Source organism: Noviherbaspirillum phoenicis (assembly GCF_047237965.1).
Classification (GTDB): domain Bacteria; phylum Pseudomonadota; class Gammaproteobacteria; order Burkholderiales; family Burkholderiaceae_D; genus Noviherbaspirillum_A.
The window spans coordinates 129,770-149,619 of record NZ_JBDFLX010000005.1; the positions used below are offsets into that span (position 1 = coordinate 129,770).

21 protein-coding genes are annotated in these 19,850 nt (G+C 60.6%); 15 read left to right on the forward strand and 6 right to left on the reverse strand.

Going from position 1 to position 19,850, the window contains the following annotated elements; translation table 11 throughout:
- Positions 1–3 precede the first annotated feature (3 nt).
- On the reverse strand, positions 4–648 hold the full coding sequence (locus ABC383_RS26165; protein WP_413018688.1) for a hypothetical protein: 645 nt from the start codon (positions 646–648) through the stop codon (positions 4–6).
- Between the two features lie 200 nt (positions 649–848).
- Between ABC383_RS26165 and ABC383_RS26170 the strand changes: the two genes are divergently transcribed.
- Positions 849–1,262, forward strand: a complete 414-nt coding sequence (locus ABC383_RS26170) for a hypothetical protein (protein WP_413018690.1) — start codon at positions 849–851, stop codon at positions 1,260–1,262.
- 900 nt (positions 1,263–2,162) lie between these two features.
- Positions 2,163–2,291 (forward strand): hypothetical protein, encoded by a 129-nt coding sequence (locus tag ABC383_RS26175; protein ID WP_413018691.1) that lies wholly within the window; start codon positions 2,163–2,165, stop codon positions 2,289–2,291.
- Positions 2,292–2,387: 96 nt separating this feature from the next.
- Here ABC383_RS26175 and ABC383_RS26180 read toward each other — a convergent pair whose 3' ends face one another.
- Together ABC383_RS26180 and ABC383_RS26185 are read right to left on the reverse strand one after the other, a co-directional pair.
- Positions 2,388–3,314, reverse strand: coding sequence for an ornithine cyclodeaminase family protein (locus ABC383_RS26180; RefSeq protein ID WP_413018693.1), 927 nt, complete (start codon positions 3,312–3,314; stop codon positions 2,388–2,390).
- A gap of 14 nt (positions 3,315–3,328) precedes the next feature.
- A complete protein-coding gene (locus tag ABC383_RS26185) occupies positions 3,329–4,036 on the reverse strand; it encodes a GntR family transcriptional regulator (protein WP_413018695.1) in 708 nt (235 codons plus the stop codon).
- Positions 4,037–4,430: 394 nt separating this feature from the next.
- Here ABC383_RS26185 and ABC383_RS26190 point away from each other — a divergent pair, with 394 nt between their 5' ends.
- The 10 genes from ABC383_RS26190 (at position 4,431) to ABC383_RS26235 (ending at position 12,865) form a co-directional block, all read left to right on the forward strand.
- A complete protein-coding gene (locus tag ABC383_RS26190) occupies positions 4,431–5,966 on the forward strand; it encodes a hypothetical protein (protein ID WP_413018697.1) in 1,536 nt (511 codons plus the stop codon).
- A gap of 385 nt (positions 5,967–6,351) precedes the next feature.
- Positions 6,352–7,083, forward strand: a complete 732-nt coding sequence (locus tag ABC383_RS26195; RefSeq protein ID WP_413018699.1) for an iron-containing redox enzyme family protein — start codon at positions 6,352–6,354, stop codon at positions 7,081–7,083.
- A 77-nt stretch (positions 7,084–7,160) separates the two neighbouring features.
- Complete coding sequence (locus tag ABC383_RS26200; RefSeq protein ID WP_413018700.1) at positions 7,161–8,612, forward strand: aldehyde dehydrogenase family protein; 1,452 nt, start codon at positions 7,161–7,163, stop codon at positions 8,610–8,612.
- A gap of 29 nt (positions 8,613–8,641) precedes the next feature.
- Positions 8,642–9,121 (forward strand): GlcG/HbpS family heme-binding protein, encoded by a 480-nt coding sequence (locus tag ABC383_RS26205; protein ID WP_413018702.1) that lies wholly within the window; start codon positions 8,642–8,644, stop codon positions 9,119–9,121.
- A gap of 38 nt (positions 9,122–9,159) precedes the next feature.
- Positions 9,160–10,179: a 2Fe-2S iron-sulfur cluster-binding protein gene (locus ABC383_RS26210; protein WP_413018704.1), complete on the forward strand. Its 1,020-nt coding sequence runs from the start codon at positions 9,160–9,162 to the stop codon at positions 10,177–10,179.
- Between the two features lie 44 nt (positions 10,180–10,223).
- Complete coding sequence (locus tag ABC383_RS26215) at positions 10,224–10,565, forward strand: 2Fe-2S iron-sulfur cluster-binding protein (protein WP_413018706.1); 342 nt, start codon at positions 10,224–10,226, stop codon at positions 10,563–10,565.
- Positions 10,566–10,584: 19 nt separating this feature from the next.
- Entirely contained in the window at positions 10,585–10,881 is a 297-nt protein-coding gene (locus ABC383_RS26220) for a ferredoxin (RefSeq protein ID WP_194712942.1), read from the forward strand.
- 31 nt (positions 10,882–10,912) lie between these two features.
- Positions 10,913–11,212, forward strand: coding sequence for a 2Fe-2S iron-sulfur cluster-binding protein (locus ABC383_RS26225; protein WP_194712943.1), 300 nt, complete (start codon positions 10,913–10,915; stop codon positions 11,210–11,212).
- 34 nt (positions 11,213–11,246) lie between these two features.
- Entirely contained in the window at positions 11,247–11,987 is a 741-nt protein-coding gene (locus ABC383_RS26230; RefSeq protein ID WP_413018708.1) for a sulfite exporter TauE/SafE family protein, read from the forward strand.
- Positions 11,988–12,331: 344 nt separating this feature from the next.
- A complete protein-coding gene (locus tag ABC383_RS26235; RefSeq protein ID WP_413018710.1) occupies positions 12,332–12,865 on the forward strand; it encodes a hypothetical protein in 534 nt (177 codons plus the stop codon).
- An 888-nt stretch (positions 12,866–13,753) separates the two neighbouring features.
- Here the strand turns inward: ABC383_RS26235 and ABC383_RS26240 are convergent.
- From ABC383_RS26240 to ABC383_RS26250, 3 genes are all read right to left on the reverse strand, one after another.
- Positions 13,754–14,017: a helix-turn-helix domain-containing protein gene (locus tag ABC383_RS26240; protein ID WP_413018712.1), complete on the reverse strand. Its 264-nt coding sequence runs from the start codon at positions 14,015–14,017 to the stop codon at positions 13,754–13,756.
- A 154-nt stretch (positions 14,018–14,171) separates the two neighbouring features.
- Positions 14,172–14,846: a dienelactone hydrolase family protein gene (locus ABC383_RS26245; RefSeq protein WP_413018713.1), complete on the reverse strand. Its 675-nt coding sequence runs from the start codon at positions 14,844–14,846 to the stop codon at positions 14,172–14,174.
- Position 14,847: 1 nt separating this feature from the next.
- Complete coding sequence (locus ABC383_RS26250; protein WP_413018715.1) at positions 14,848–15,360, reverse strand: hypothetical protein; 513 nt, start codon at positions 15,358–15,360, stop codon at positions 14,848–14,850.
- Positions 15,361–16,194: 834 nt separating this feature from the next.
- Between ABC383_RS26250 and ABC383_RS26255 the strand changes: the two genes are divergently transcribed.
- The 3 genes from ABC383_RS26255 (at position 16,195) to ABC383_RS26265 (ending at position 19,785) form a co-directional block, all read left to right on the forward strand.
- Entirely contained in the window at positions 16,195–16,971 is a 777-nt protein-coding gene (locus tag ABC383_RS26255) for an SDR family NAD(P)-dependent oxidoreductase (RefSeq protein WP_413018716.1), read from the forward strand.
- 407 nt (positions 16,972–17,378) lie between these two features.
- On the forward strand, positions 17,379–17,570 hold the full coding sequence (locus ABC383_RS26260; RefSeq protein WP_413018718.1) for a hypothetical protein: 192 nt from the start codon (positions 17,379–17,381) through the stop codon (positions 17,568–17,570).
- A gap of 532 nt (positions 17,571–18,102) precedes the next feature.
- Positions 18,103–19,785, forward strand: coding sequence for a ShlB/FhaC/HecB family hemolysin secretion/activation protein (locus ABC383_RS26265; RefSeq protein ID WP_413018720.1), 1,683 nt, complete (start codon positions 18,103–18,105; stop codon positions 19,783–19,785).
- The last annotated feature ends 65 nt before the right edge of the window (positions 19,786–19,850 follow it).

Genomic DNA, 19,850 nt, shown 5'->3' on the forward strand with positions numbered 1-19,850 from the left:
AGCTCAGTGCAGCTTGCGCGCGCGCGCCGGGGCGTCGTTCGCCGCCATCGGCAGCAGGTCGCCAGGCGGCAGCAGGGCGCTGGCCTGCGTCACCGTCAGCCGGCCCTTGCGCACCGCTTCCAGCACCGCCGCCTCGCGCGCCTTGACGTCGCTGCCCAGCGAAGGCATCCAGCGCACCGGCTCGCGCTTGATGCGGGCCTGCTGCACCGCCCTGGCGTAGTTGTCGCCGAACACCGTGCGTGCGGCGCCGACGTCGCCAGCTTCCAGCAGCGGCAGCGCCAGGCCCCAGGCACGCGCCATTTCCTCGGTCCAGACGATGGATGCCGTCTCGTCGCGCGGCAGCATGTCCCAGGCTTCCTCGGCATCCGGCCGGCCGTCGGCAATGCGCACGACGATGTCCGACACCTTCAGCCGTCCCTGCACTTCCATCCGGCAGCGCGACAGCGCGCCCAGGATCGCGGTCTCGTCGAAGTCGGCCAGGTCACCCGCCAGTATCCTGGCGGCAGCCGCCGACAGCGTCTGGCCGCAGATTTCCGAGGTCACCAGTATCGCGTCCACCAGCACGCCTTGCGGCGCCTGGACGGGCGGGCTGACTTCGAATGTGTCCGAATTGATCGGTTGGGAATAACGAACTCTCAGCTTTTTCATGGCACTCCAGGCTTAACCTTCCTCAGTGATCGGATGAATCTCGGCGGCTCTTGTGCCAGCACAAAAAACGCCTAAATTGGTTGCAATACAACAACGAAAAATCCGGGGTCCTCGGCTACACTAGGCGGCATTCGTGGCAACCATCCCGGACCGGGCGCCGCACGCCATTCGTGAAGAATCCATAGCGAGGGAGAACGTCGATGAACAGCAGCCAGATCAGGCACAAGAACTTCCACGCCCTGTTCAACGACTACATCGCCCGTCATCCCGACCAGCCGCAACGCGGCATGCTCAAGCAGTTCGCCCAGCAGCTGGGCTTGTCCGACCGTTACCTCAGCCACATCAAGTGCCAGCGCAAGAACATCGGCAACAGCGTGGCCCGCGCGATCGAAACCGCGTTGAACCTGCCGCACGGCTGGATGGACCGGGAACACGACCGGCCCGCGCCGCCGGCCGATGAACGCGAAAGACTGTTCCTCGACACCGCGCTGACCCTGTTCCGCGCCCAACCCGACTACGCGCGCGAGCTGATGCTGGATCTTCTGCGCCAGCAACTGGCAGCGCCGCGCGCCAACCTGCCGCCGACCGCGCTCAACGACACGACGACGGCCTGACAGGCGGGGGCAAACGCCACAGCCACGGACGGCAATTCAGGCAGCATTAAGGCAGAGCTGCCATCGTAATTAATGAAGGAAAGTTCGGCATGTGTCTGCCGATCGGTGATTGTGAAATGAACTGTATATAAACACAGTGCATATGTTAACCAAATCTGCGACCAATTGCAATACCTTTCCGGTAGTGTTTGCTGAAAAAATCAGCAGGGAGTCACAAGGTAAAACATTGGAAGAAAATCATAAAGCACTGTTTCTAAATAAAAATAAAATCTCTGGCAGTGCTTTTCGTCTCCATCGAAGATGAGGTTGCAGAGCCGCTTTTTCAAGGGGTTTCGTGCGTGACCAAAAGGTAGTCGAACGTGGGTGCGAAGTGTTATCAGGCGTGCTTTCGCAGTGGATAAAGCAGGGCGAAAATGCTCGAGGAAATGTTGTCGTGTCATTAATCCTCGCGCGCAGGTCCATGTCCTCCCTTAATCCACCCGCTTAATTGTCGAGTTTTAAGTCGGGCAACCGCAGAGGCGGCCAGCCGCGGGCGGGCGCGGCATGGGCGGCAGCAAGCCGCCCGCTCCCGTGGTCGGGAAAGGGGTGCGGCCCGCCGGCCAGTGCGCAAACCCACTATTTAAATAGTCGCCATGCTGCTTGCGTGAAGCGAGCGCCCTGACGTGGGCACAGGGGCCTGCAGGGGGAGGAAAAGTCCGCTGCCACGACTCCATTCACAGGCCTGACCGGATTTCCGCGAGGGGCCTTGGGCAGCCGGTATCGGGCTGCCCAAGGCAGTTGCGGTTCGATTTGCAACCAGGCCAGCGCTTCCCTCTGCCTGAAAGGGCATTACCGGAACCTCAAGGAGGCATATGGCGTGGAAAGGCTGGCCATCATCCTTGCAAAGCATCGGCGCATTTCATGCATGTGACCCGGCATGGCCATGCGATACGGATGGAGATCGCCTTTGATGCGGGAGGGCAGGGCGCTGGCCGGTCCCTGAACAAGTATTACCCGCACGAGGGCGTCGTCACCGTGCGGGACGGATAGGTAATGCCTAGCGCCCCCGTCGGTCCGGGAATGGCGCTTCACAGCCCGCTGTCCATTTCCTCTGCGTATAAAGTATACAAGAGGAAAATCGCCCCTTCAGGCGGCTGTGCCGGCAGCAGTGATGCGCTGATATGCCAGCCCCGCCAATGCCACGTCCTGCAATCCCACGCCCACCGCCTTGTAGATCAGGATGTCATCCGCGTCGCTGCGCAGCGTGACCTTGCCGGCCACCAGGTCGCCGAGTTCATGGATGCGGCCGGCATCGACCGCGCCTTCCGCAGCCCGCACCAGGTCGCCTGCCTCGCGCAGCGTCTGGGTGCGCCACTCCACCACCACGGCCGCGGCCCGCGCCAGGGTCGTGTCGTCCAGTTCGCGCGTGTGGGGCAGGCTCGAGCCTACGGCGGCGAGGAAGGCGCCGGGCTTGAGCCATTCGCCGAAAAACAGCGGCTCGGTCGAGCGCGATGCGGTCACCACGATGTCGGCCTCGCGCACCAGCTGCTCGGGCTGGGCAATCGCCACGTCCACGTTGCACAGCGCCTGCAGGCGCTCGGCCAGCCCGGCCGGCGCATACGGATCGCACACCAGGATGCGCCGCAGCGGGAAGGCCAGCGCGAACTGCTGCGCATGCTGGATGCCCTGCACGCCGGCGCCGAACAGGCCCAGCACGGACGACTCGGGCCGCGCCATGTGGCGCGCGGCCAGCACCGAGCAGGCGGCAGTGCGCAGGCGGGTGATGGCGCCGGCATCGAACGACGCCAGCGGCCGGCCGGTCTCGGTGGAGAACAGCAGGATCACGAACTGGAATTGCCCCTTGATCGTGGTATAGACCTTGGCGCCGGTCACGCCCTGCGCGGGAATCACCGCGCCCAGCGTCGACAGCTTGACGCCGCCCGCCTCGGTACGGATGCGCTCCTGCATGGCGGCGTCGCCGGCGGCGAAACTGGCGAACGCATCGCGCATGGCGGCTTCGGCATCGGCAGCCGTCACGTGGCTGTCTATCATGGCATCGGTGATATGGATCAAGGGACTTCCTTTCGTCAGGTGGAGGGGGAGGGTGCGGCCGGCGGCCGCAGCGAGGCGTTGGCCGCGTTGTGCACATGCTGCGCGGCGAGCAGGGCGGCCAGTTCGGCGTTGCCGGCAATGACCGCCTGCAGGATCTGGGCATGCTCTTCCCAGTTCTGCCGCGCTCGCTGCGCGCCCGCATTGGCAAACAGCATTACGGTACGGGTGCGCAGCGAGCGCACCATGTCGGTCAGCACGTCGTTGCCGGCCACGGTGGCCAGCAGTTCATGGAAGCGGTTGTTCAGGTCGGCCAGCAACGCGACCTTGTCGGTCCTGGCGGCTTCGATGCCCATGTTCAGCACCGCCTGCAGGTCGGCGACGGCCTTGTCGTTGCGGCGCTGCGCGGCCAGCTTGGCGTTGAGGCCTTCCAGCGTGGCCCGCACCTCGACCAGGTCGCGCGCGACTTCATTGGACAGGAAGGCGACCGAAGCGCCGCGGCGCGGCTCGATGGTCACCAGCCCTTCGGAGGCCAGCGCGCGCAGCGCCTCGCGCACCGGGATGCGCGAGGCACCAAGCTCATCGGCCAGCTTGCCCTCCACCAGGCGGTCGCCCGTTTTGAGGTCGCCGCTCAGGATGCGGGCGCGCAATGTGTCCCGGATCACCTCTCCCAGCGAGACATGCTGGTCGGCCAGCTTGCCGGGCAAAGGCTGCGATTCGGAATTAATGAAAGGAAAGTTGGACATGAGATTGCTTACAGGAATGGGATACAGAACATTGTATGCCAGCCGCACCTCGACAGGGCTGCGCTGCACCAAAAGCGGCAGGTAGCGCGTGTTCCATGCCTGTTCGGGTGGCGAGCAGCATGGCCGCCCAACCTTGCCTCCCATCATTAAAATCAGCTCTCGATATATTGTATACCGTTAGAACACCTATTGGCTCATTCTGCGCTTTTGTACGCAATCCCGAAGCGATATCGCCGCCCCCTTCGTAGTGGGAACGCTTCTTGCTCATCAGTGCATCACCCGCTGCCTCATTTTTCTTCGAACTTGCTTGTTGCCGGTCGAGATTAAACGGTATACAGTGTACCAAGTTGGAAGGAGACAGTTTTATCTATAACTATTTAATTGGGATGAAGCAATGCAAAATGCCATTACCCTTACCGCTGCTCACTGGTTTTATCTGGCAGGGGTCGCCGCCGTCGTAGTCACCATGATTTTCCGGGCCAATGTGGTCGTACCCTCGGTGGTCGCCACATTCTTCGTCGTACTTGCGCTATCGGGCAGCCTCATCACCGCACTGGGAGGCATCTTCACCGCGAGCCTGGTTGCCGCCAAGGAACTGTTCAATATTTTCCTCGTCATCGCCTTCATGACCGCGCTGCTCAACGCGCTCAAAACCATACAGTCCGACGTACGCATGGTGGAGCCGTTCCGGCTGGTGATGAAGAACGGCCATGTCGCCTACTTCATGCTGGCGGCCATCACCTACGTGATTTCGCTGTTCTTCTGGCCGACCCCGGCGGTGCCGCTGGTGTCGGCCATCCTGCTGCCGGCAGCGATCGCCGCCGGCCTGCCGCCGCTGGCGGGCGCGATGGCGATTGCCATCGCCGGGCAGGGCATGGCGCTGTCGTCGGACTATGTGATTGGTGTGGCGCCCGGCATCAGCGCCAAGGCAGCCGGCGCCGGCGTCAGTGCCGCGCTGGTGGCCGACCGGGCACTGTTCCTGTCGCTGATCACCGGCGTGATCGCGCTGGGCCTGGGTTATCTGATGACCCGCAAGACGTTTCAATCGGCCAGCCCCTTGCATCTGGAACAATGGCAGGCCACTGCCAGCGCCAACGGCACGGCGGACCTGGACGGTCCCGGCACCTTTGAAAAGGCCGAGATCGCCCATGGCACCGAGCGCGCGCCGCTGGCCACCGAGTCCGACATCGACGCGCTGCTGATGCTGCAGAGCCAGCGTCGCAACCGCTGGTCCAAGATCTTCGCCGTGGTCACGCCGCTTGCCTTCCTGGCAGTAGTGCTGGTGATGGTGCTGCCGAAGATGGGCACCGGGCTGCCCGACCTCAAGGGCGGCGACGCGGCGGCGCTGGTGGGCGGCGTGGCGGCCTTGCTGATGATGCTGGTGACGCTGGTGTCGGTCGGGCCGCGCCGCATGCTGGACGTCTGCCCCGACCATGTGACCGACGGCCTGGTGTTCGCCTTCAAGGCGATGGGCTCGGTGCTGCCGATTGCAGGCTTCTTCTTTCTGGGCGCCAGCGAAACCGCGGCCCAGGTCCTGGGCGTAACGGCCGACAAGGCGCCCAGCCTGCTGTTTGAACTGGTGCAGGCCGGCAAGGATTTCATTCCGGACAGCCGTATCTTCGTCGCATTCGGCGTGCTGCTGGTGGGCATGATCACCGGCATCGACGGTTCGGGATTCTCGGGCCTGCCGCTGACGGGCGCGCTGTCCGGTGCATTGGGTCCGGTGGTCGGCCTTAATCCCGCCACCCTCGCCGCGGTCGGCCAGATGGGCGCGATATGGACCGGTGGCGGCACCCTGATCGCCTGGTCGTCGCTGATTGCGGTAGCCGGCTTCGCAAGGGTGCCGGTGCTGGAGGCGGTGCGCATGTTGATGCTGCCGGTGCTGATCGGGCTGGCCGTGGCGACGCTCGCGTCCACCATGATCTGGTAAGCCGTTACTGGCTGGCATGGCGGCGATGGTATCCCGCGCCATGCTGCCGCGGCGGCCGGGCTGAAAGCCTGGTGGAAGTGGCCAGGAGACGGCTCGGCCCGGCGCACGTGCCAAACGCCAGCATGGCGACAGCGCCGCGTGTCCTGGGCCGGCAGCGCCCGCTTCGGCAGCGGCGCTCGGCAGCGCCCGAATCGCAAATTCAAACAACTGTAAAAAAACCGCGATACGGGATAGACAAACAAAAAGAACGGTATACAATATACTGAAAATTCTAAAAACACGGCGAAGCCCGCCAAGGCAATCCGCAGGCCAAGCTGGAAACGATGTTCAAGCGCAGCGCAGTACCGGCGCTTTTAATTACCCCAACCTTGAATTGGAGATGACCATGACTGCATTAATGAACCGGGATGAATTTCGCACTGCGCTTGAAAACGCGATCAAGGGCCGCAGCGCCAACACCTCGCCGTTCAGCCTGGCCTGGGCCAACGGCACCCTGAGCCGCGAGCACCTTGCGCGCTGGGCGGAGAACCATTACCACTACGTCGGCCCGTTCGCCGACTACCTCGGTTATCTCTATGCACGCATGCCGGAGCGTTACACCGAAGCCAAGGACTTCCTGCTGGCCAACATGTACGAGGAAGAAATTGGCGGCGACCGCCACACCGACCTGCTGATCCGCTTCGCCGAAGCCTGCGGCACCACCCGCGAGCGCGTGGTCGATCCGGACAACATGTCGCCCACCACGCTGGGCCTGCAGAGCTGGTGCTACGCGGTGGCCATGCGCGAAGACCCGATCGTCGCCGTGGCGGGCCTGGTGGTCGGCCTGGAATCCCAGGTGCCGTCGATCTACCGCAAGCAGACGCCGACGCTGCGCGAGAAATACGGCTTCACCGACGAGGAAGTCGAATTCTTCGACCTGCATATCTCGTCCGATGAAATCCACGGCGAGCGCGGCTACCAGATCGTGCTGGAGCATGCCAACACGGTCGAGCTGCAGCAGCGCTGCCTGAAGATCTGCGAACTGGGCGCCCGCATGCGCCTGCTCTACACCACCGCGCTGTATCACGACTATGTCGAGCAGCGCGGCGAAGCCCCGGCCCTGGCCAACGCGGCCTGAGTCCAGCGGGCAGGGGCGCCGCATGCGATGCAACGCGGCGCCCCGGCAGTTCAGCACCATTTCAACAGGGCCATGCAATGAGCAATCCACAGCAGTTTTCCAATTACATCGATGGTGAATGGACCGTGAGCGTGACCGGCCGCACCTTCGAAAACCGCAACCCGGCCGACAGCAGCGACCTGGTCGGCCTGTTCCAGGCCTCCAGCGCCGACGATGCGCGCCAGGCCGTGAAGGCCGCCGCCGCCGCCTTCGACGGCTGGAAGAAGACCCCGATTTCCAAGCGCGCCGCCATCCTCAACAGCGCCGCCGCGTATCTGGAGCAGAACGCCCAGCGCTTTGCCGAGGAATTGACCCGCGAGGAAGGCAAGGCGCTGGCCCTGGCCAAGGATGAAGTGCTGCGTTCGGCGCAGACGCTGCGCTTCTATGCGGTGGAAGGCCAGTCCTTCAGCGGCGAGACCTATCCGCAGGACGATGCCGACATGATCGTCTACAGCCAGCGCGAGCCGCTGGGCGTGGTCACCGTCATCGCGCCGTGGAATTTCCCGGTCTCGATCCCGGCCCGCAAGATCGCGCCGGCGCTCATCACAGGCAACACGGTGGTATTCAAGCCGTCCAGCGAAGCGCCGCTGTCGGGCCTGCGCCTGGCCGAGGCGCTGGTGCAGGCAGGCATTCCGAAAGGCGTGCTGAACTTCATCACCGGCCGCGCCGGCGACATCGGCGCCGCCATCACCGAGGCGCCGGAAGTGCGCGCCATTTCCTTCACCGGCTCCACCGCGGCCGGCCAGCATATCCACCGCTCGGTGGGCATGACCACCCGCACCCAGATGGAACTGGGCGGCAAGAACCCGCTGATCGTGATGGAAGACGCCGACCTCGACCGTGCGGTGGACCTGGCGGTCAAGGGCGGCCTGTCGCTGTCGGGCCAGGCCTGCACCGGCACCAGCCGCATCCTGGTGATGGCGCAGGTCAAGGCACAGTTCACCGAGAAGCTGCTGGCGAAGGTGAAGTCGATGAAGGTCGGCAGCGGCGCATCGGGCGCCGAGATCGGCCCGCTGGCCAGCGAGAAGCAGATGGAAAACGTGCTGTCCTATGTCGCCATCGGCAAGCAGGAAGCGACCCACCTGATCGGCGGCGAGCGCCTGCAGGACGGCGACTTCGCCCGCGGCTATTACGTCGCGCCGGCGGTGTTCACGGACGTCACCCAGCAGATGCGCATCGCCCGCGAGGAAATCTTCGGCCCGGTGCTGGCCATCATCGAAGTCGACAGCTATGAGGACGCAATCGCCAAGGCCAACGACACCGAGTACGGCCTGTCGGCCGCGATCGTCACCAGCAATCCGCGCTACAGCCATCGCTTCCCGCATGACATCCAGGCCGGCACGGTGAAGATCAACCGCACCACCACGGGCAACCTGATCAATGCGCCGTTCGGCGGGCTGAAGTCGTCGAGCACCTCGACCTTCCGCGAGTCCGGACGCGCCGGGCTGGAGTTCTACACCCAGATCAAGACGGTCTATCGCGGCGCCTGAGCGCCGCCAACAAGCACAAGGGAATACACATGAAACAGGCAATCAAGCTGGAACTGCGCGAAGCGCGCCTGATGATCGCGGCCGCCATGGAAAAGGCGCACCAGATCAAGGTGCTGGAAACCATCTGCGTGGTGGACGACGGCGGCTATCCGATCGCGATGGACCGCATGGACGGCGCCCGCATCACCGGCCCGCAGATCGCATGGAACAAGGCCTTCACGGCGGCCGGCCACAAGCGCTCTACTCATCTGTTCAACACCGCGCCCAACGGCCCGGCATTGCCCGGCAATGAAGCCTTCGGCATCCAGTGGAGCTTCGACGGCAAGTTCGCGGTATTCGTCGGCGGCTTCCCGGTGGTGGTCAATGGCGAAGTCATCGGCGGCGTGGGCCTGAGCGGCGGCAACGGCGAGCAGGATACCGCCTGCGGCCTGGCGGCATTGCAGGCGCTCAAGGACGCGCTGGCAGGCGAGGGCTATGACGTGATGGTCGAGGCGGACATCAAGAAATAAGGCAGTCCCGGCCTGGCCGGGAACGGATGGAGTGGACGATGGCATACCAGGTAATTCTGTTCAATACGGACAGCAGCTTCACGGTGCAGGACGACGAGTCGGTGCTGGACGGCGCAATCCGCGCCGGCGTGCCGCTGGCGCATGACTGCCGCATGGGCGGCTGCGGCACCTGCCGCGTGAAGCTGCTCGACGGCACGGTGTCGTATGAGGACGAGCCTTTCGGCCTGAGCCCGGAAGAAGCGGCCGAAGGCTATGCGCTGGCTTGCCAGGCGCGGCCGCAAAGCGACCTGGTGATCGAGCCGGGCGCGTCGGCCGCCATGCCGGAACCGGAGCGCCGCAGCGCCGTGGTGCGCGAAGTGCGCAGCCTGTGCGACAGCGTCCACCACCTGCTGCTGGAAGTCGAAGGCGATGCGCCGCCGGTCTTTCTGGCCGGGCAGTACATGAACGTGCATCTGGAAGACGGCAGTGCCCGTAGCTTCTCGATGGCGTCCGCGCCCAATGGCAAGCTGATCGACTTCCATGTGCGGCGCATCCCCGGCGGCAGCTTCACCGACCGCCGCCTGGCCGAGTTGCGCGCCGGCGACCGGGTTGACATCACGCTGCCGCTCGGCGGCTTCCATTACCGCAGCGCGGACTACCGGCCGCTGATCATGGTCGCCACCGGCACCGGCCTGGCGCCGATCCGCAGCATCCTGCAGTCGCTGATGGACGACCCGGACTGCCCGCCGGTCACGCTGTACTGGGGCATGCGCAACGAGGCCGACCTGTACCTGGACGCCGAAATCCGGGCCTGGGGCGAGAGGCTGTACGACTTCCGCTATGTGCCGGTGCTGTCGCGCCCCGGACCCGGCTGGACCGGCCGCACGGGTTATGTGCAGCAGGCGGTCGTGCAGGACCATGGCAGCCTGGAAGAGCATGCGCTCTACCTGTGCGGCGCGCCGGCCATGGTGCGCGACGCAAAGCAGCTGTTCCTGGCCAACGGCGCCAGCGCCGACCATATCTACGCCGACAGCTTCAGCTTCGCCCACGAGTTGTCGGGCGAGCCACTGGCTGCCTGAGCCTGGCTTTACAAACCAACGATCAACCAGACGCGGACATCGTCATGCCGAAAATCCTGTTGCACAAGAACGGCCAGGTCCACGAGGGTGAGGTGAAGGAAAACACCAACCTCGTCGTGCGGGCCGGCATCAAGCAGTTTCCTTACCCGAACCTGTCCTACAGCTGCGGCATGGGCAAGTGCGCCAGGTGCGCCTGCATCGTGCTGGCCGGCGGCGAGCACCTGCCGGCGCCGAACTGGAAGGAAAAGAAGCAGCTTGGCGACCGGCTCGACCAGGGCTACCGCCTGGCCTGCCAGCTCTGGATCAACCATGACATCGAGCTGAGCCAGGACAACATCGATCCGGAGCTGGCAGCGCGCAGCGACGGCCTCACACGCACTATCTGACCCGCGAGGAGCTAGCGCCATGTACATCATCCTGACCAGCAAGCCCGGACAATACCGCACCGAGCCGGCGCAGGGCATGCGGCCGGTAGAGCAGTACGACTACCTGTTGTGCGGCAAGAAAAGGGCGGAATTCGTGCTCGCCGAAATGACCGCCGAAGGCAAGGTCAGGATCACCGAGGAAGGCGAGGGCGGCGTTGTCAATCACGTACCCTCCAAGTTCCTGCCGCGTTTTGCCACTATCGAGCAGGCGCGCAGCGAACTGAAGCATCTTGCGGGCTTCGGCACGCTGGAAATCGAACTGGTGCGCGTCGCCTGACAAGGCGGCGCCCACATCCTGGAATACCGACATGATCGAAGTCACATTCATCACCAATGACAACAAGGTCGCCACCGCGCCGGACAACAGCAACCTGCTGCGTGTATCGCTGCGCGAGCAGGGCGGCATTCCCTTCCTGTGCGGCGGCGGCAAGTGCGGCACCTGCAAGTGCCGCATCGAGAAGGGCATCGAATATACCGACCAGGTCAAGGACAAGGAACGCAAGCACCTGACGCAGGAAGACCTGGACCAGGGCTACCGCATGGCCTGCCAGACCTTCGTGCTGGAAGGCAGCATCAGCGTGTCCTGGGTGCCGAAGAAGAAGGCATGAGTCCCCATCCCCGCGCAGCCGGCCTGCGGCCATCATGCTGATCACGCCCCTCACGCTGTCCGTGATCGGCATGGCCTTCATGCTGGCGGGCATGGTCAAGGGCGTCATCGGCATGGGCTTGCCGACGGTTGCCATGAGCGTGCTCGGCCTGCTGATGGGCACGCCGGAAGCGGTTGCGCTGCTGGCGCTGCCGACCCTGGTCACCAATACCTGGCAATTGCTGGGCGGCCCCGGCCTGGGCCGGCTCCTGCGCCGCTTCGCGCCTTTGCTGGCCACGCTGGCGGCCGGTGGATTTCTCGGTTCCACCATGCTGGCGGATGCCGGCTTCGCGGGCGGCATATTGGGTGCCGTGCTGGCTGTGTATGGCGCCTTCGGCCTGCTGGCGCCACAGTTCCACGTGCCGCCGCGGCTGGAACGGCCGCTGGCGCCGGTGGTGGGTCTGTTGTCAGGGCTGTTGTATGGCTCCACGGGACTGGCGGTGATCCCGCTGATTCCCTACATGGGCTCGCTGAAACTGGACAAGGAAGAGCTGATCCAGGCATTCGGGCTGACTTTCAGCGCCTGCGCTATCGGCCTGACCCTCGGCCTGATGATGGGCGGCCGGATGCAGATGTCGGTCACCTGGACATCGCTGCTGGCGCTGCTGCCGGCAATGGCCGGCATGATGCTCGGCCAGCGCATCCGCCACCGCATGCAGCCGGACACCTTCCGCCGCTTCTTCCTGATCTGGATGCTGGTCATCGGCAGCTACATGCTGATCAAGGCGGTGCTGTGACGGCCGCCGTCATGCTCTTCTACGCATTCTCCAAACAGGCAATAACCGATCCGGGATCCTTGTAGCGACTGCGTTCGGGTTCGAACCGGAGAGTTGTCGCGCCACAGATTGCGCCCCGCTCGCCCACCCTGGCCGCTGGTCCGGACACTGCGGCATCACCGCGGTCTCCCGCAACAGGTAAGGACCGCTGCTTCATTCCAATGAAAACTGCAGAGTGATTTCTTGCAAGACAGGCATCTGCCTCGGGTGACAGGCGTTAGAATCACAGCCTTAGCAAAGCGCCCGTGATTGCGGATGCGATTCTGCATTCCAGTGGAGCATTCAACCCAAGAGGAAATATTGCGATGTCCAACGCACGAAAGGTCTTTCTGTCAGCCGGGGTACTTGGCGCATTAGGTTGGCTGGCTTCTGGTGCCTTGAACTTCAAGCGGGACAATGCCGAATCGCCAGTCGAGCCGATCGCGGTGAACCTGACGCCCGAACTGGCGCGGCTGATCGAATTCTCGGGCAAGGTAGCGGCCGCCATCGGTGTATGCAGCGCCTATGCGCTCAGGTCCGACAACGGCGACCGGCCCAGGCAGCGTGAAGACCTGATGTGGCTGTCGGACGCGCTGCACCGTTTGCAGGCGCTGGGCGCCTATATCGGCCACGGATCGGCGGACCAGATCGTCCATGCCTGCGATGGACTGATCGCTGCTTATCAGGACTACCAGGCGAAGGACGCGAAGTCGTCCAAGGCGCGCGAGTGTTTCGAGCGTCATGCGCAGCGCTTCTCCGTGGATGATGGCATTGCCATTTTCACCGCCATCCGCAGCAAGGTGCTGCCGCTGGTAATGCCGGTCAACGAGGTCGACGCGGCACAGGCGGAACCGCTTTGATCAGCCGAAATGCCGGGAACGCAGCATGCGTGGATTTCTGAAAAGCGACAATCGCGCCGCGCGGTTGGCTTGGCATGCCTGATGACCGTGAGGCCTGTTAATTCAAGGCTTGCGAGAGATACGGTTCATGTTGAGAAGTGCAGCGCCTACCGAGGGATAGAACGGTAAATGTTGCTCGAGCCTGAGGCATCATATGGCAAAGCAAAGTCCAGATACTCGCCTCCCGGTGAAGTTGAAATGTCCGCTTTTGCCAAGTAATTTTGTTTCTTGAACTCTTCAGAAATGCAGCTGCGTTAGCGGAAGAATCGCTATGTTGATGTCCTAGAATCATTCTGCAGCTTCTTTACGCAGGCCGTTCGCTTTGCGCTTTGCGAGCTGTTCAATCGCCATCGCGATGTCTGCTGCTGCCAGCGATCATTGTGACTTTGTGTCGGGCATAAGCTTCTTTGAGATCGGCCCAATACCCCGATGGCTGCGCGATGGTGATGCCTTGTTGGGCCGGCTATCTTGTTGGTCCTGGACTAACCGGGCAATCTGGAGGAGGTGCCCGAGCCGCTTGTTCTCGACAATCGCCTCATTGCTGATTTCAGAAAGACGGTTGTAGGCGGTGTAGAGTAGGGCGGCTCCATCGGCCCACGGTTCGATGCGCCCGTCGGGATATTCGTGGACGGACCGCGTTCGTCAAACCAATGGTGGTCGCTGCCGTCAATTTGGACCAGCTCGCCAGGCAATGCCGGCGGTTGTGCGGCTGGTAGATTGGTGCCGGGCGCTGGCTACGTGGAATCCATAAACGACGGCCGACATGAGCTAGCGGACGGTTTCCTTCGACAAGTCAATGCCGTGTGACTCACGCAGTTTCTCGCATGCCAGGGTCGGTCCGAAATCGGCCTAGCATTCCCGGACAATCGTCAAGGCAACCTGCGCGAACTCTTCGCCGAGCTGATGACTGCTGGGCCGATTGCAGCGTCGGGACACCAGAGCGTTAGCGCCTTGCGCTTCGTAGCGTCGTACCAAGCGCCAGACCTGGCGAACAGTCAACCCGAATCGGCTGGCTGCCTGTCCAGGCTTCAAATTGCCGTCGGCGACCCGTTGAATCACTTTCGGCCGATCCAGGGCCCGCATGGGCATCGTAATACTCCCGGCTTGATTCATGGCGCGATCCCTGTAGGCTGCCACGATGCGCTGCGTCAGAGAAAAGCGGTCATCTCAACTTTGCCGTAATAGGCTGATGCCTGATAATTTACGTTATGTTAACTAGAAAATGTCGGCGTGATCGGCAATCCTTCCAACTGTGCCATCGATGTCGTCAATCGCGCCCTGCTCGCTGCCTTGCGATTTCCCGGAAATGGAATGCGAACCAATTTGCTGCAAGCATCGCCACTTCATCGAGCTTGCCCGGTTCCTCGAAAAGATGCGTCGCACCAGGAATGATTGCAAGCCGCTTTTCACCAGGCAGAAAGTCATAAGCCGTCTTATTTAGTTCGATCACCTCCAGGTCGTCGCCACCGACAATCAACAGAGATGGCGCCCGAACCGCGGCAAGAGCTTCGTTCCCTGCAAGATCAGGACGTCCTCCGCGCGTTACCAGCGCGAGAATTTCCTGTGGGTGCCTGGCGGCAACTCGAAGCGCTGCAGCGGCACCCGTGCTCGCGCCGAACAGGCCTAAAGGCAGTGCCGGAGCGAATTCTTGCGCCCTCAGCCATGTGGCAGCGGCGTCAAGACGTTGCGTCAGCAAATCGATGTCGAATCTGTTCTGATAATCGCGATCTTCGTCGACGGTCAACAGGTCAATAAGAAGCGTGCCAAGTCCAGCCTCCCTGAGAAAAGCCGCGACATGATTGTTGCGCACACTCAGCCTGCTGCTACCGCTCCCATGTGCAAACAACACCAGTCCAATTGCATGCGCAGGCATTTGAAGCATGCCTTCCACCTGCAGTCCATCGACTGGAATATGTACGAGGATATTTGACGGGGCGTTCATCCTATTCCCCAGCCGAAATGCCTTGGAAAAAGAGAGCGGCACCCTGCTCTTCGTTTTCGCGGCGCTGGATATTGAACATCGAGATCGCCTTGTCTTTCGGCGGATCGGGAAACTGATAATACAGCTGGTTCAGATATTGACCCACTGCTTCAATGTCTTCCTCGCTCCACGTTAAGCCGGTATTGCGCTCCCACCGGCGCACCTGCGCACGAAGCGAAGCCCAGTCTTTCACGAGACGCTGGTCCCGCCAATGTACTTGAGTCGTATGACAAGCGACGCAGTGATTCTGATACAGCATTTCTCCTCGCCCCTCTTCTAGGGATGCGGCTTCGCTGCCGACAGGAGAGATAAGGAGCAGAAAGGCGCACAGGAAGCCGCAGTGACTTTTCATAAGCATGCGACCGTGAAACCGACCAGCCGACACAAACGCGGCAACCACAGCCGAGCTTGAACCGTGCAACCGGCGTATTGCCGTCGCGCAGACAGTGCTTCCCGAATCTAGAGAGGCCATCATCACCTCCGGTTAAAGACAACCATTCCAGGAGCGTCCGAGAAAAATGAGCGTGACGATCTCCGGCTAGCGTCCTGGCGTACGGCACGGTTAGTACGACAAACCGGCGCGACGCCGCCAAGTACAACTTACCAAACGCACTACGCACTACGCATTACCGCTACAGCGCATTGGTTCCCACGGCGCTGTGCCGGAGGCAGAAACACTCTTCGGAAGCGGAACCCATCTCGATAGCGCCTGAATAGCTTCAGGGACAATGTTCCAAACGCGAAAAAGCATGCGTTATCCACTCTCATCTAAGACGGCGATACGTGCGCCGAAACCTGAGACCTGATCAGGCACCGCCAACGCGATCAATGTTCCTCCGCATGTCTGACCATCAGCCGCATGGCCTTGCTCCGATTCTCCAACAAGGCAAACTTCCCCATCTACTCTAAGCAGCGCAGGCGACAAGGTTTTGCGATTCATCAGTTCCACCGGAAACCCTCAAAGCGTCATCAACGCAAGCATCAAAAGCAAACACGAGCAATATCCGAATTAACGCCAAACGCCGTTTGTCCACGCGCGATGTGTACATTGGAACCACTCCGAAGGTTAGATCTGAAAGACCCTTTAAAGCGCGAAACAGACACGAGACTAGCCTTCACCTCGAAATCTGGTAAAACAAGCACTTGCTCTCGGCAAAAACCCTTTGGCGTTAATACGAAAATTGCTTTTCGACGGCGGTTGTCGAAATGTGGCTTGATCAGAAGACAGAGGCTTCATAATGTCTTGCTGATGTTCGGACACATTCTGGTCCAACGGCCATTCTTAGCGTTTTCGACAGGAGGAGAAAAAGTGGAAAAGAAAGTTGCTGTAATTACAGGTTCATCATCGGGTATTGGCGCCGCTACTGCCCGTCTCTTTGCACGTCATGGCTACAATGTAGTTATAAATTTCTCACGGAACGCAGATGCGGCTGAAAGCGTGGCCGCCGACTGCAGGGAATACGGCGTTGAAACCTTGGTTATTCAGGCGGACATAGCGGATGATGCGCAATGCAGAGCGCTGGCAGATGCAGTGAATCAGCGGTGGGGTCGCACCGACGCCCTGGTGAACAATGCAGGTACGACGAAGTTTGTCGCCGCGGGTAACCTCGAAGGGCTTTCGGCGCAAGACTTTCACGATATCTATTCCGTTAACGTCATAGGCGCTTACCAGATAATCCGGGCCTTTGTGCCTTTATTGAAAAAATCGCCGAGCGCAGGAATCGTTAACATCTCGTCAGTCGCATCGGTCATGGGGGTCGGCTCCAGCTTGGCTTACATGGCTTCAAAGGGCGCGCTAAATGCCATGACGTTTGGCTTAGCGAGGTCGCTGGCGCCAGAGATACGGGTGAATGCAATCGGCCCAGGCATGGTCGAAACACCGTGGCTGCAAAATGGGTTGGGTCAAGAGCAGTTTGAGGCCAGACAGAGAGCGTATGAGTCAGCGACGCCTCTGGCTAGCACAATCGAGCCTGAAGATGTGGCCGAGGCAGCTTATTGGCTATGCACTGGTGCACTTAAAACCACCGGCGAATTCATGCTGGTCGATAGCGGATTTGCTCGTTTCAGCAAGCTCCCGCGCAACTAGATATTTTTTCCAGGCGGGCACCCATCACGATGAGCCACGACATGGAAGACTAGCGAAAAGCGGCGTGGCTTATTCCAGCGGGCTTTTCGATAGTTGCATCTCCAACATGCCGTCGCAGCGTTAATTCATGGGATTCTGGCACCCTGCTACCTTGCTACCCGCCTGCCTATCTGCGGGTACGTACGCACGTACGTACCCGCAAGGATCTAGAGATGTAACAGCAGTCGTTATCGTCGGCACAGCTGCAAGCACCGAGAGAGGCAATTGGTAAGCTTCGCTGCTTACCTTCCAGTCAGTCATATAAAACTGCTTTTCTGCACTGGGTCTTGATGTTGCGGCAAAATAACCACTGTATCTGTGTACGAAGAACACCTCAGCATCGTTATCCATGCCCTGCCTGAATAGGCATGAACTTCCTGAGTATGAAACCGATGTTGATCCGAGGAAAGCTGTCCAACACCTATGGAGTGGTGGGCTTTACGAGCCGGGAGGAAAGTAGGCCAGATGAGGCGAAAGCCATGCCTCATGGGTTTCGCGCTGTTGCCATTCCCTGCTCCGTTGCTGCTCGCTTAGGAAGCTTTGCCGAGAAGATTAATTGAAATCTCGCTGTGTCGAGCAATCTTAGCAATGCCTAACCACCTCTCGTGCAGATCGCACAACTGAAGCGTTTTATTTAACTCGCCTGCTCCAACACCAACTCCACCGCAGTTTCTAAAAAGAACATTTAGGTGTGCATTAGCGCCCCTGGATGAAAGTTTGTCGTCTGAAATAAGTTGTCTGTTCGGAACTAGGCAGGACTTTTTCTTACTCAGCAGTCGTTACGTTCGATTCCAGAAACCCGCGACTTCTCCATAAGCAGTGCTTGTACCCAACCGTGTGACTTGTGCCTATGACGCTTAAGCCGGATTTTGCCGACCTGCTGCGGAACGCAGTTGACCAATTGCGCCGCATGCTCCTGACAAGAGATTTTAAGAGACCAATTTAGATGCCTGAAACAGAACGGCTTGAAGAGCTTCAAAAATACGATCAACGCGATCTTGCAGGCAAAATTTAAAAGATTCCGCCGCTATCACAGCGACGACTGACGTCAGACTTAGCAGAGATAAAGACCTCATTACTCTTAAAATAATAATGACAAAATCCTTCCGTTATTACAGAGCCTTTACCCTGACCACTCTTTCACTCGCGTTTGCGCATGTGACTTCCTCCTTGGCCCAGTCCATCCCTGACGCTGGTCAGATCATGCGTGAACTGAGGCAGACAAGTCCGGGGGGAGCAAAGTCATTATCTCCGGCCAGTCCTCCGGATAAAGTCGAAGAGAGCACTGGTAATGATATTCGGATTACAGTGACTCGATTTGATATTGAAGGCAATACATCCATTTCGACCGATGATCTGCAAGACGTGCTGACGGAACAACTCGGGCGTCAGCTCAGCCTTTCTGATTTGAAAGCCGCAGCCTCCCGGCTCACTGCACTTTACCGGGAACGCGGTTTCCTCGTGGCGCGTGCCTATCTTCCCGTTCAGGACGTACAGGGCGGCAAAATCAAAATATTGATCCTTGAAGGCAACATTGCGCAGCTCCAGTTGCGCAATACGTCATCCTTGTCCGACGAGCGTGCTCAGGCATTTTTGAATCAGGCTGTGGCCGGCAGTGCGATCCGCTCCGACCAAATCGATCGGGCCCTGCTGTTACTGAATGATGTGCCGGGAGTAGGTGCTGTACGCGCAACGCTGCAACCTGGCGCCTCAGTGGGAACATCCGATCTGGTGGTGGACGTCGAGGCTGGCTCGCGGGTCGCCGGCAGCGTCGGCCTGGATAATTACGGCAGCCGTTATACCGGGGAAAAACGCTTGTCCGGCACTTTATACGTCAACAATCTGGTTGGCATAGGAGACCAAACAGTCGTCAGCGGATTGCTTAGCGACCGCAAGCTTGGATACGGAAGAGTGGGTTACTCCGTCCCGGTCGGTGGAAGCGGCCTGCGTGTAGGCACCTTTGTTTCTTCAACCAAATACGAACTGGCGCGTGAGTTTGCCGTGCTGGACGCTCACGGTACTGCCAAAAACCTGAGCATTTACGCTACCTATCCTGTTGTGCGCACCCAGCGGGCAAATCTGACGAGTTCAGTTAGCCTCGAATCGAGGCGTTTGAGCGACCGGATTGATGCAATCGGCACTGTCAATGACAAGAAAGCAAGGGTAGTTGGCCTCGGGCTGAGCGGCTCCTATCGGGATGATCTCGGCGGTGGCGGGCTCAGTAATTTCGACGTCGCCACCAATTTCGGCAAACTGTCGATCGAGTCTCCAGTGGCCCTGGCAATCGATGAAATATCTGCCAAGACCAATGGCACCTACAGGAAGGTGTCCGTCACCGGAAACCGGCTGCAACGGCTTTCCGACAATGACTCCCTTTGGCTGGCACTGAGTGCCCAGTGGGCAAGCAAGAACCTGGACTCCTCTGAAAAGTTCGTACTTGGCGGGGCCAGCGGGGTTCGTGCTTATCCACAAGGTGAAGGCATCGGCGATCAGGGGTATCTGGCATCGATCGAATATCGCCACAACTTTAGCGAGGTCTTGCAGGCAGCGCTTTTCTACGACACAGGCTCCGTCTCGATCAATCGGGAAGCATTCGATTCAGCAGCCTCGAACAAGCGCACTTTGAGCGGCATGGGCCTGGGTTTCAATGCTGTCCTCGGCGGTGCCGATCTGAGAGCATCGCTCGCGTGGCGTACCAGTGGCGAGCCTCTCTCCGTCCCGGCGGGAGCCAGCAAGTCGCCGACAATGTGGCTGCGCGCCAACAAACCTTTCTGAACGCACGGTGAACTGCGCGGTTGTGGAAATGCGCTGAACAAAGGGGCAGCAAGATCGGGCTGGTC

Coding starts and splice junctions, on each gene's coding strand:
- ABC383_RS26165 (WP_413018688.1), bottom strand. CDS start 648: ATGAAAAAGCTGAGAGTTCGTTATTCCCAACCGATCAATTCGGACACA.
- ABC383_RS26170 (WP_413018690.1), top strand. CDS start 849: ATGAACAGCAGCCAGATCAGGCACAAGAACTTCCACGCCCTGTTCAAC.
- ABC383_RS26175 (WP_413018691.1), top strand. CDS start 2,163: ATGCATGTGACCCGGCATGGCCATGCGATACGGATGGAGATCGCCTTT.
- ABC383_RS26185 (WP_413018695.1), bottom strand. CDS start 4,036: ATGTCCAACTTTCCTTTCATTAATTCCGAATCGCAGCCTTTGCCCGGC.
- ABC383_RS26190 (WP_413018697.1), top strand. CDS start 4,431: ATGCAAAATGCCATTACCCTTACCGCTGCTCACTGGTTTTATCTGGCA.
- ABC383_RS26195 (WP_413018699.1), top strand. CDS start 6,352: ATGACTGCATTAATGAACCGGGATGAATTTCGCACTGCGCTTGAAAAC.
- ABC383_RS26200 (WP_413018700.1), top strand. CDS start 7,161: ATGAGCAATCCACAGCAGTTTTCCAATTACATCGATGGTGAATGGACC.
- ABC383_RS26205 (WP_413018702.1), top strand. CDS start 8,642: ATGAAACAGGCAATCAAGCTGGAACTGCGCGAAGCGCGCCTGATGATC.
- ABC383_RS26210 (WP_413018704.1), top strand. CDS start 9,160: ATGGCATACCAGGTAATTCTGTTCAATACGGACAGCAGCTTCACGGTG.
- ABC383_RS26215 (WP_413018706.1), top strand. CDS start 10,224: ATGCCGAAAATCCTGTTGCACAAGAACGGCCAGGTCCACGAGGGTGAG.
- ABC383_RS26220 (WP_194712942.1), top strand. CDS start 10,585: ATGTACATCATCCTGACCAGCAAGCCCGGACAATACCGCACCGAGCCG.
- ABC383_RS26225 (WP_194712943.1), top strand. CDS start 10,913: ATGATCGAAGTCACATTCATCACCAATGACAACAAGGTCGCCACCGCG.
- ABC383_RS26230 (WP_413018708.1), top strand. CDS start 11,247: ATGCTGATCACGCCCCTCACGCTGTCCGTGATCGGCATGGCCTTCATG.
- ABC383_RS26235 (WP_413018710.1), top strand. CDS start 12,332: ATGTCCAACGCACGAAAGGTCTTTCTGTCAGCCGGGGTACTTGGCGCA.
- ABC383_RS26240 (WP_413018712.1), bottom strand. CDS start 14,017: ATGAATCAAGCCGGGAGTATTACGATGCCCATGCGGGCCCTGGATCGG.
- ABC383_RS26245 (WP_413018713.1), bottom strand. CDS start 14,846: ATGAACGCCCCGTCAAATATCCTCGTACATATTCCAGTCGATGGACTG.
- ABC383_RS26250 (WP_413018715.1), bottom strand. CDS start 15,360: ATGATGGCCTCTCTAGATTCGGGAAGCACTGTCTGCGCGACGGCAATA.
- ABC383_RS26260 (WP_413018718.1), top strand. CDS start 17,379: ATGAACTTCCTGAGTATGAAACCGATGTTGATCCGAGGAAAGCTGTCC.
- ABC383_RS26265 (WP_413018720.1), top strand. CDS start 18,103: ATGACAAAATCCTTCCGTTATTACAGAGCCTTTACCCTGACCACTCTT.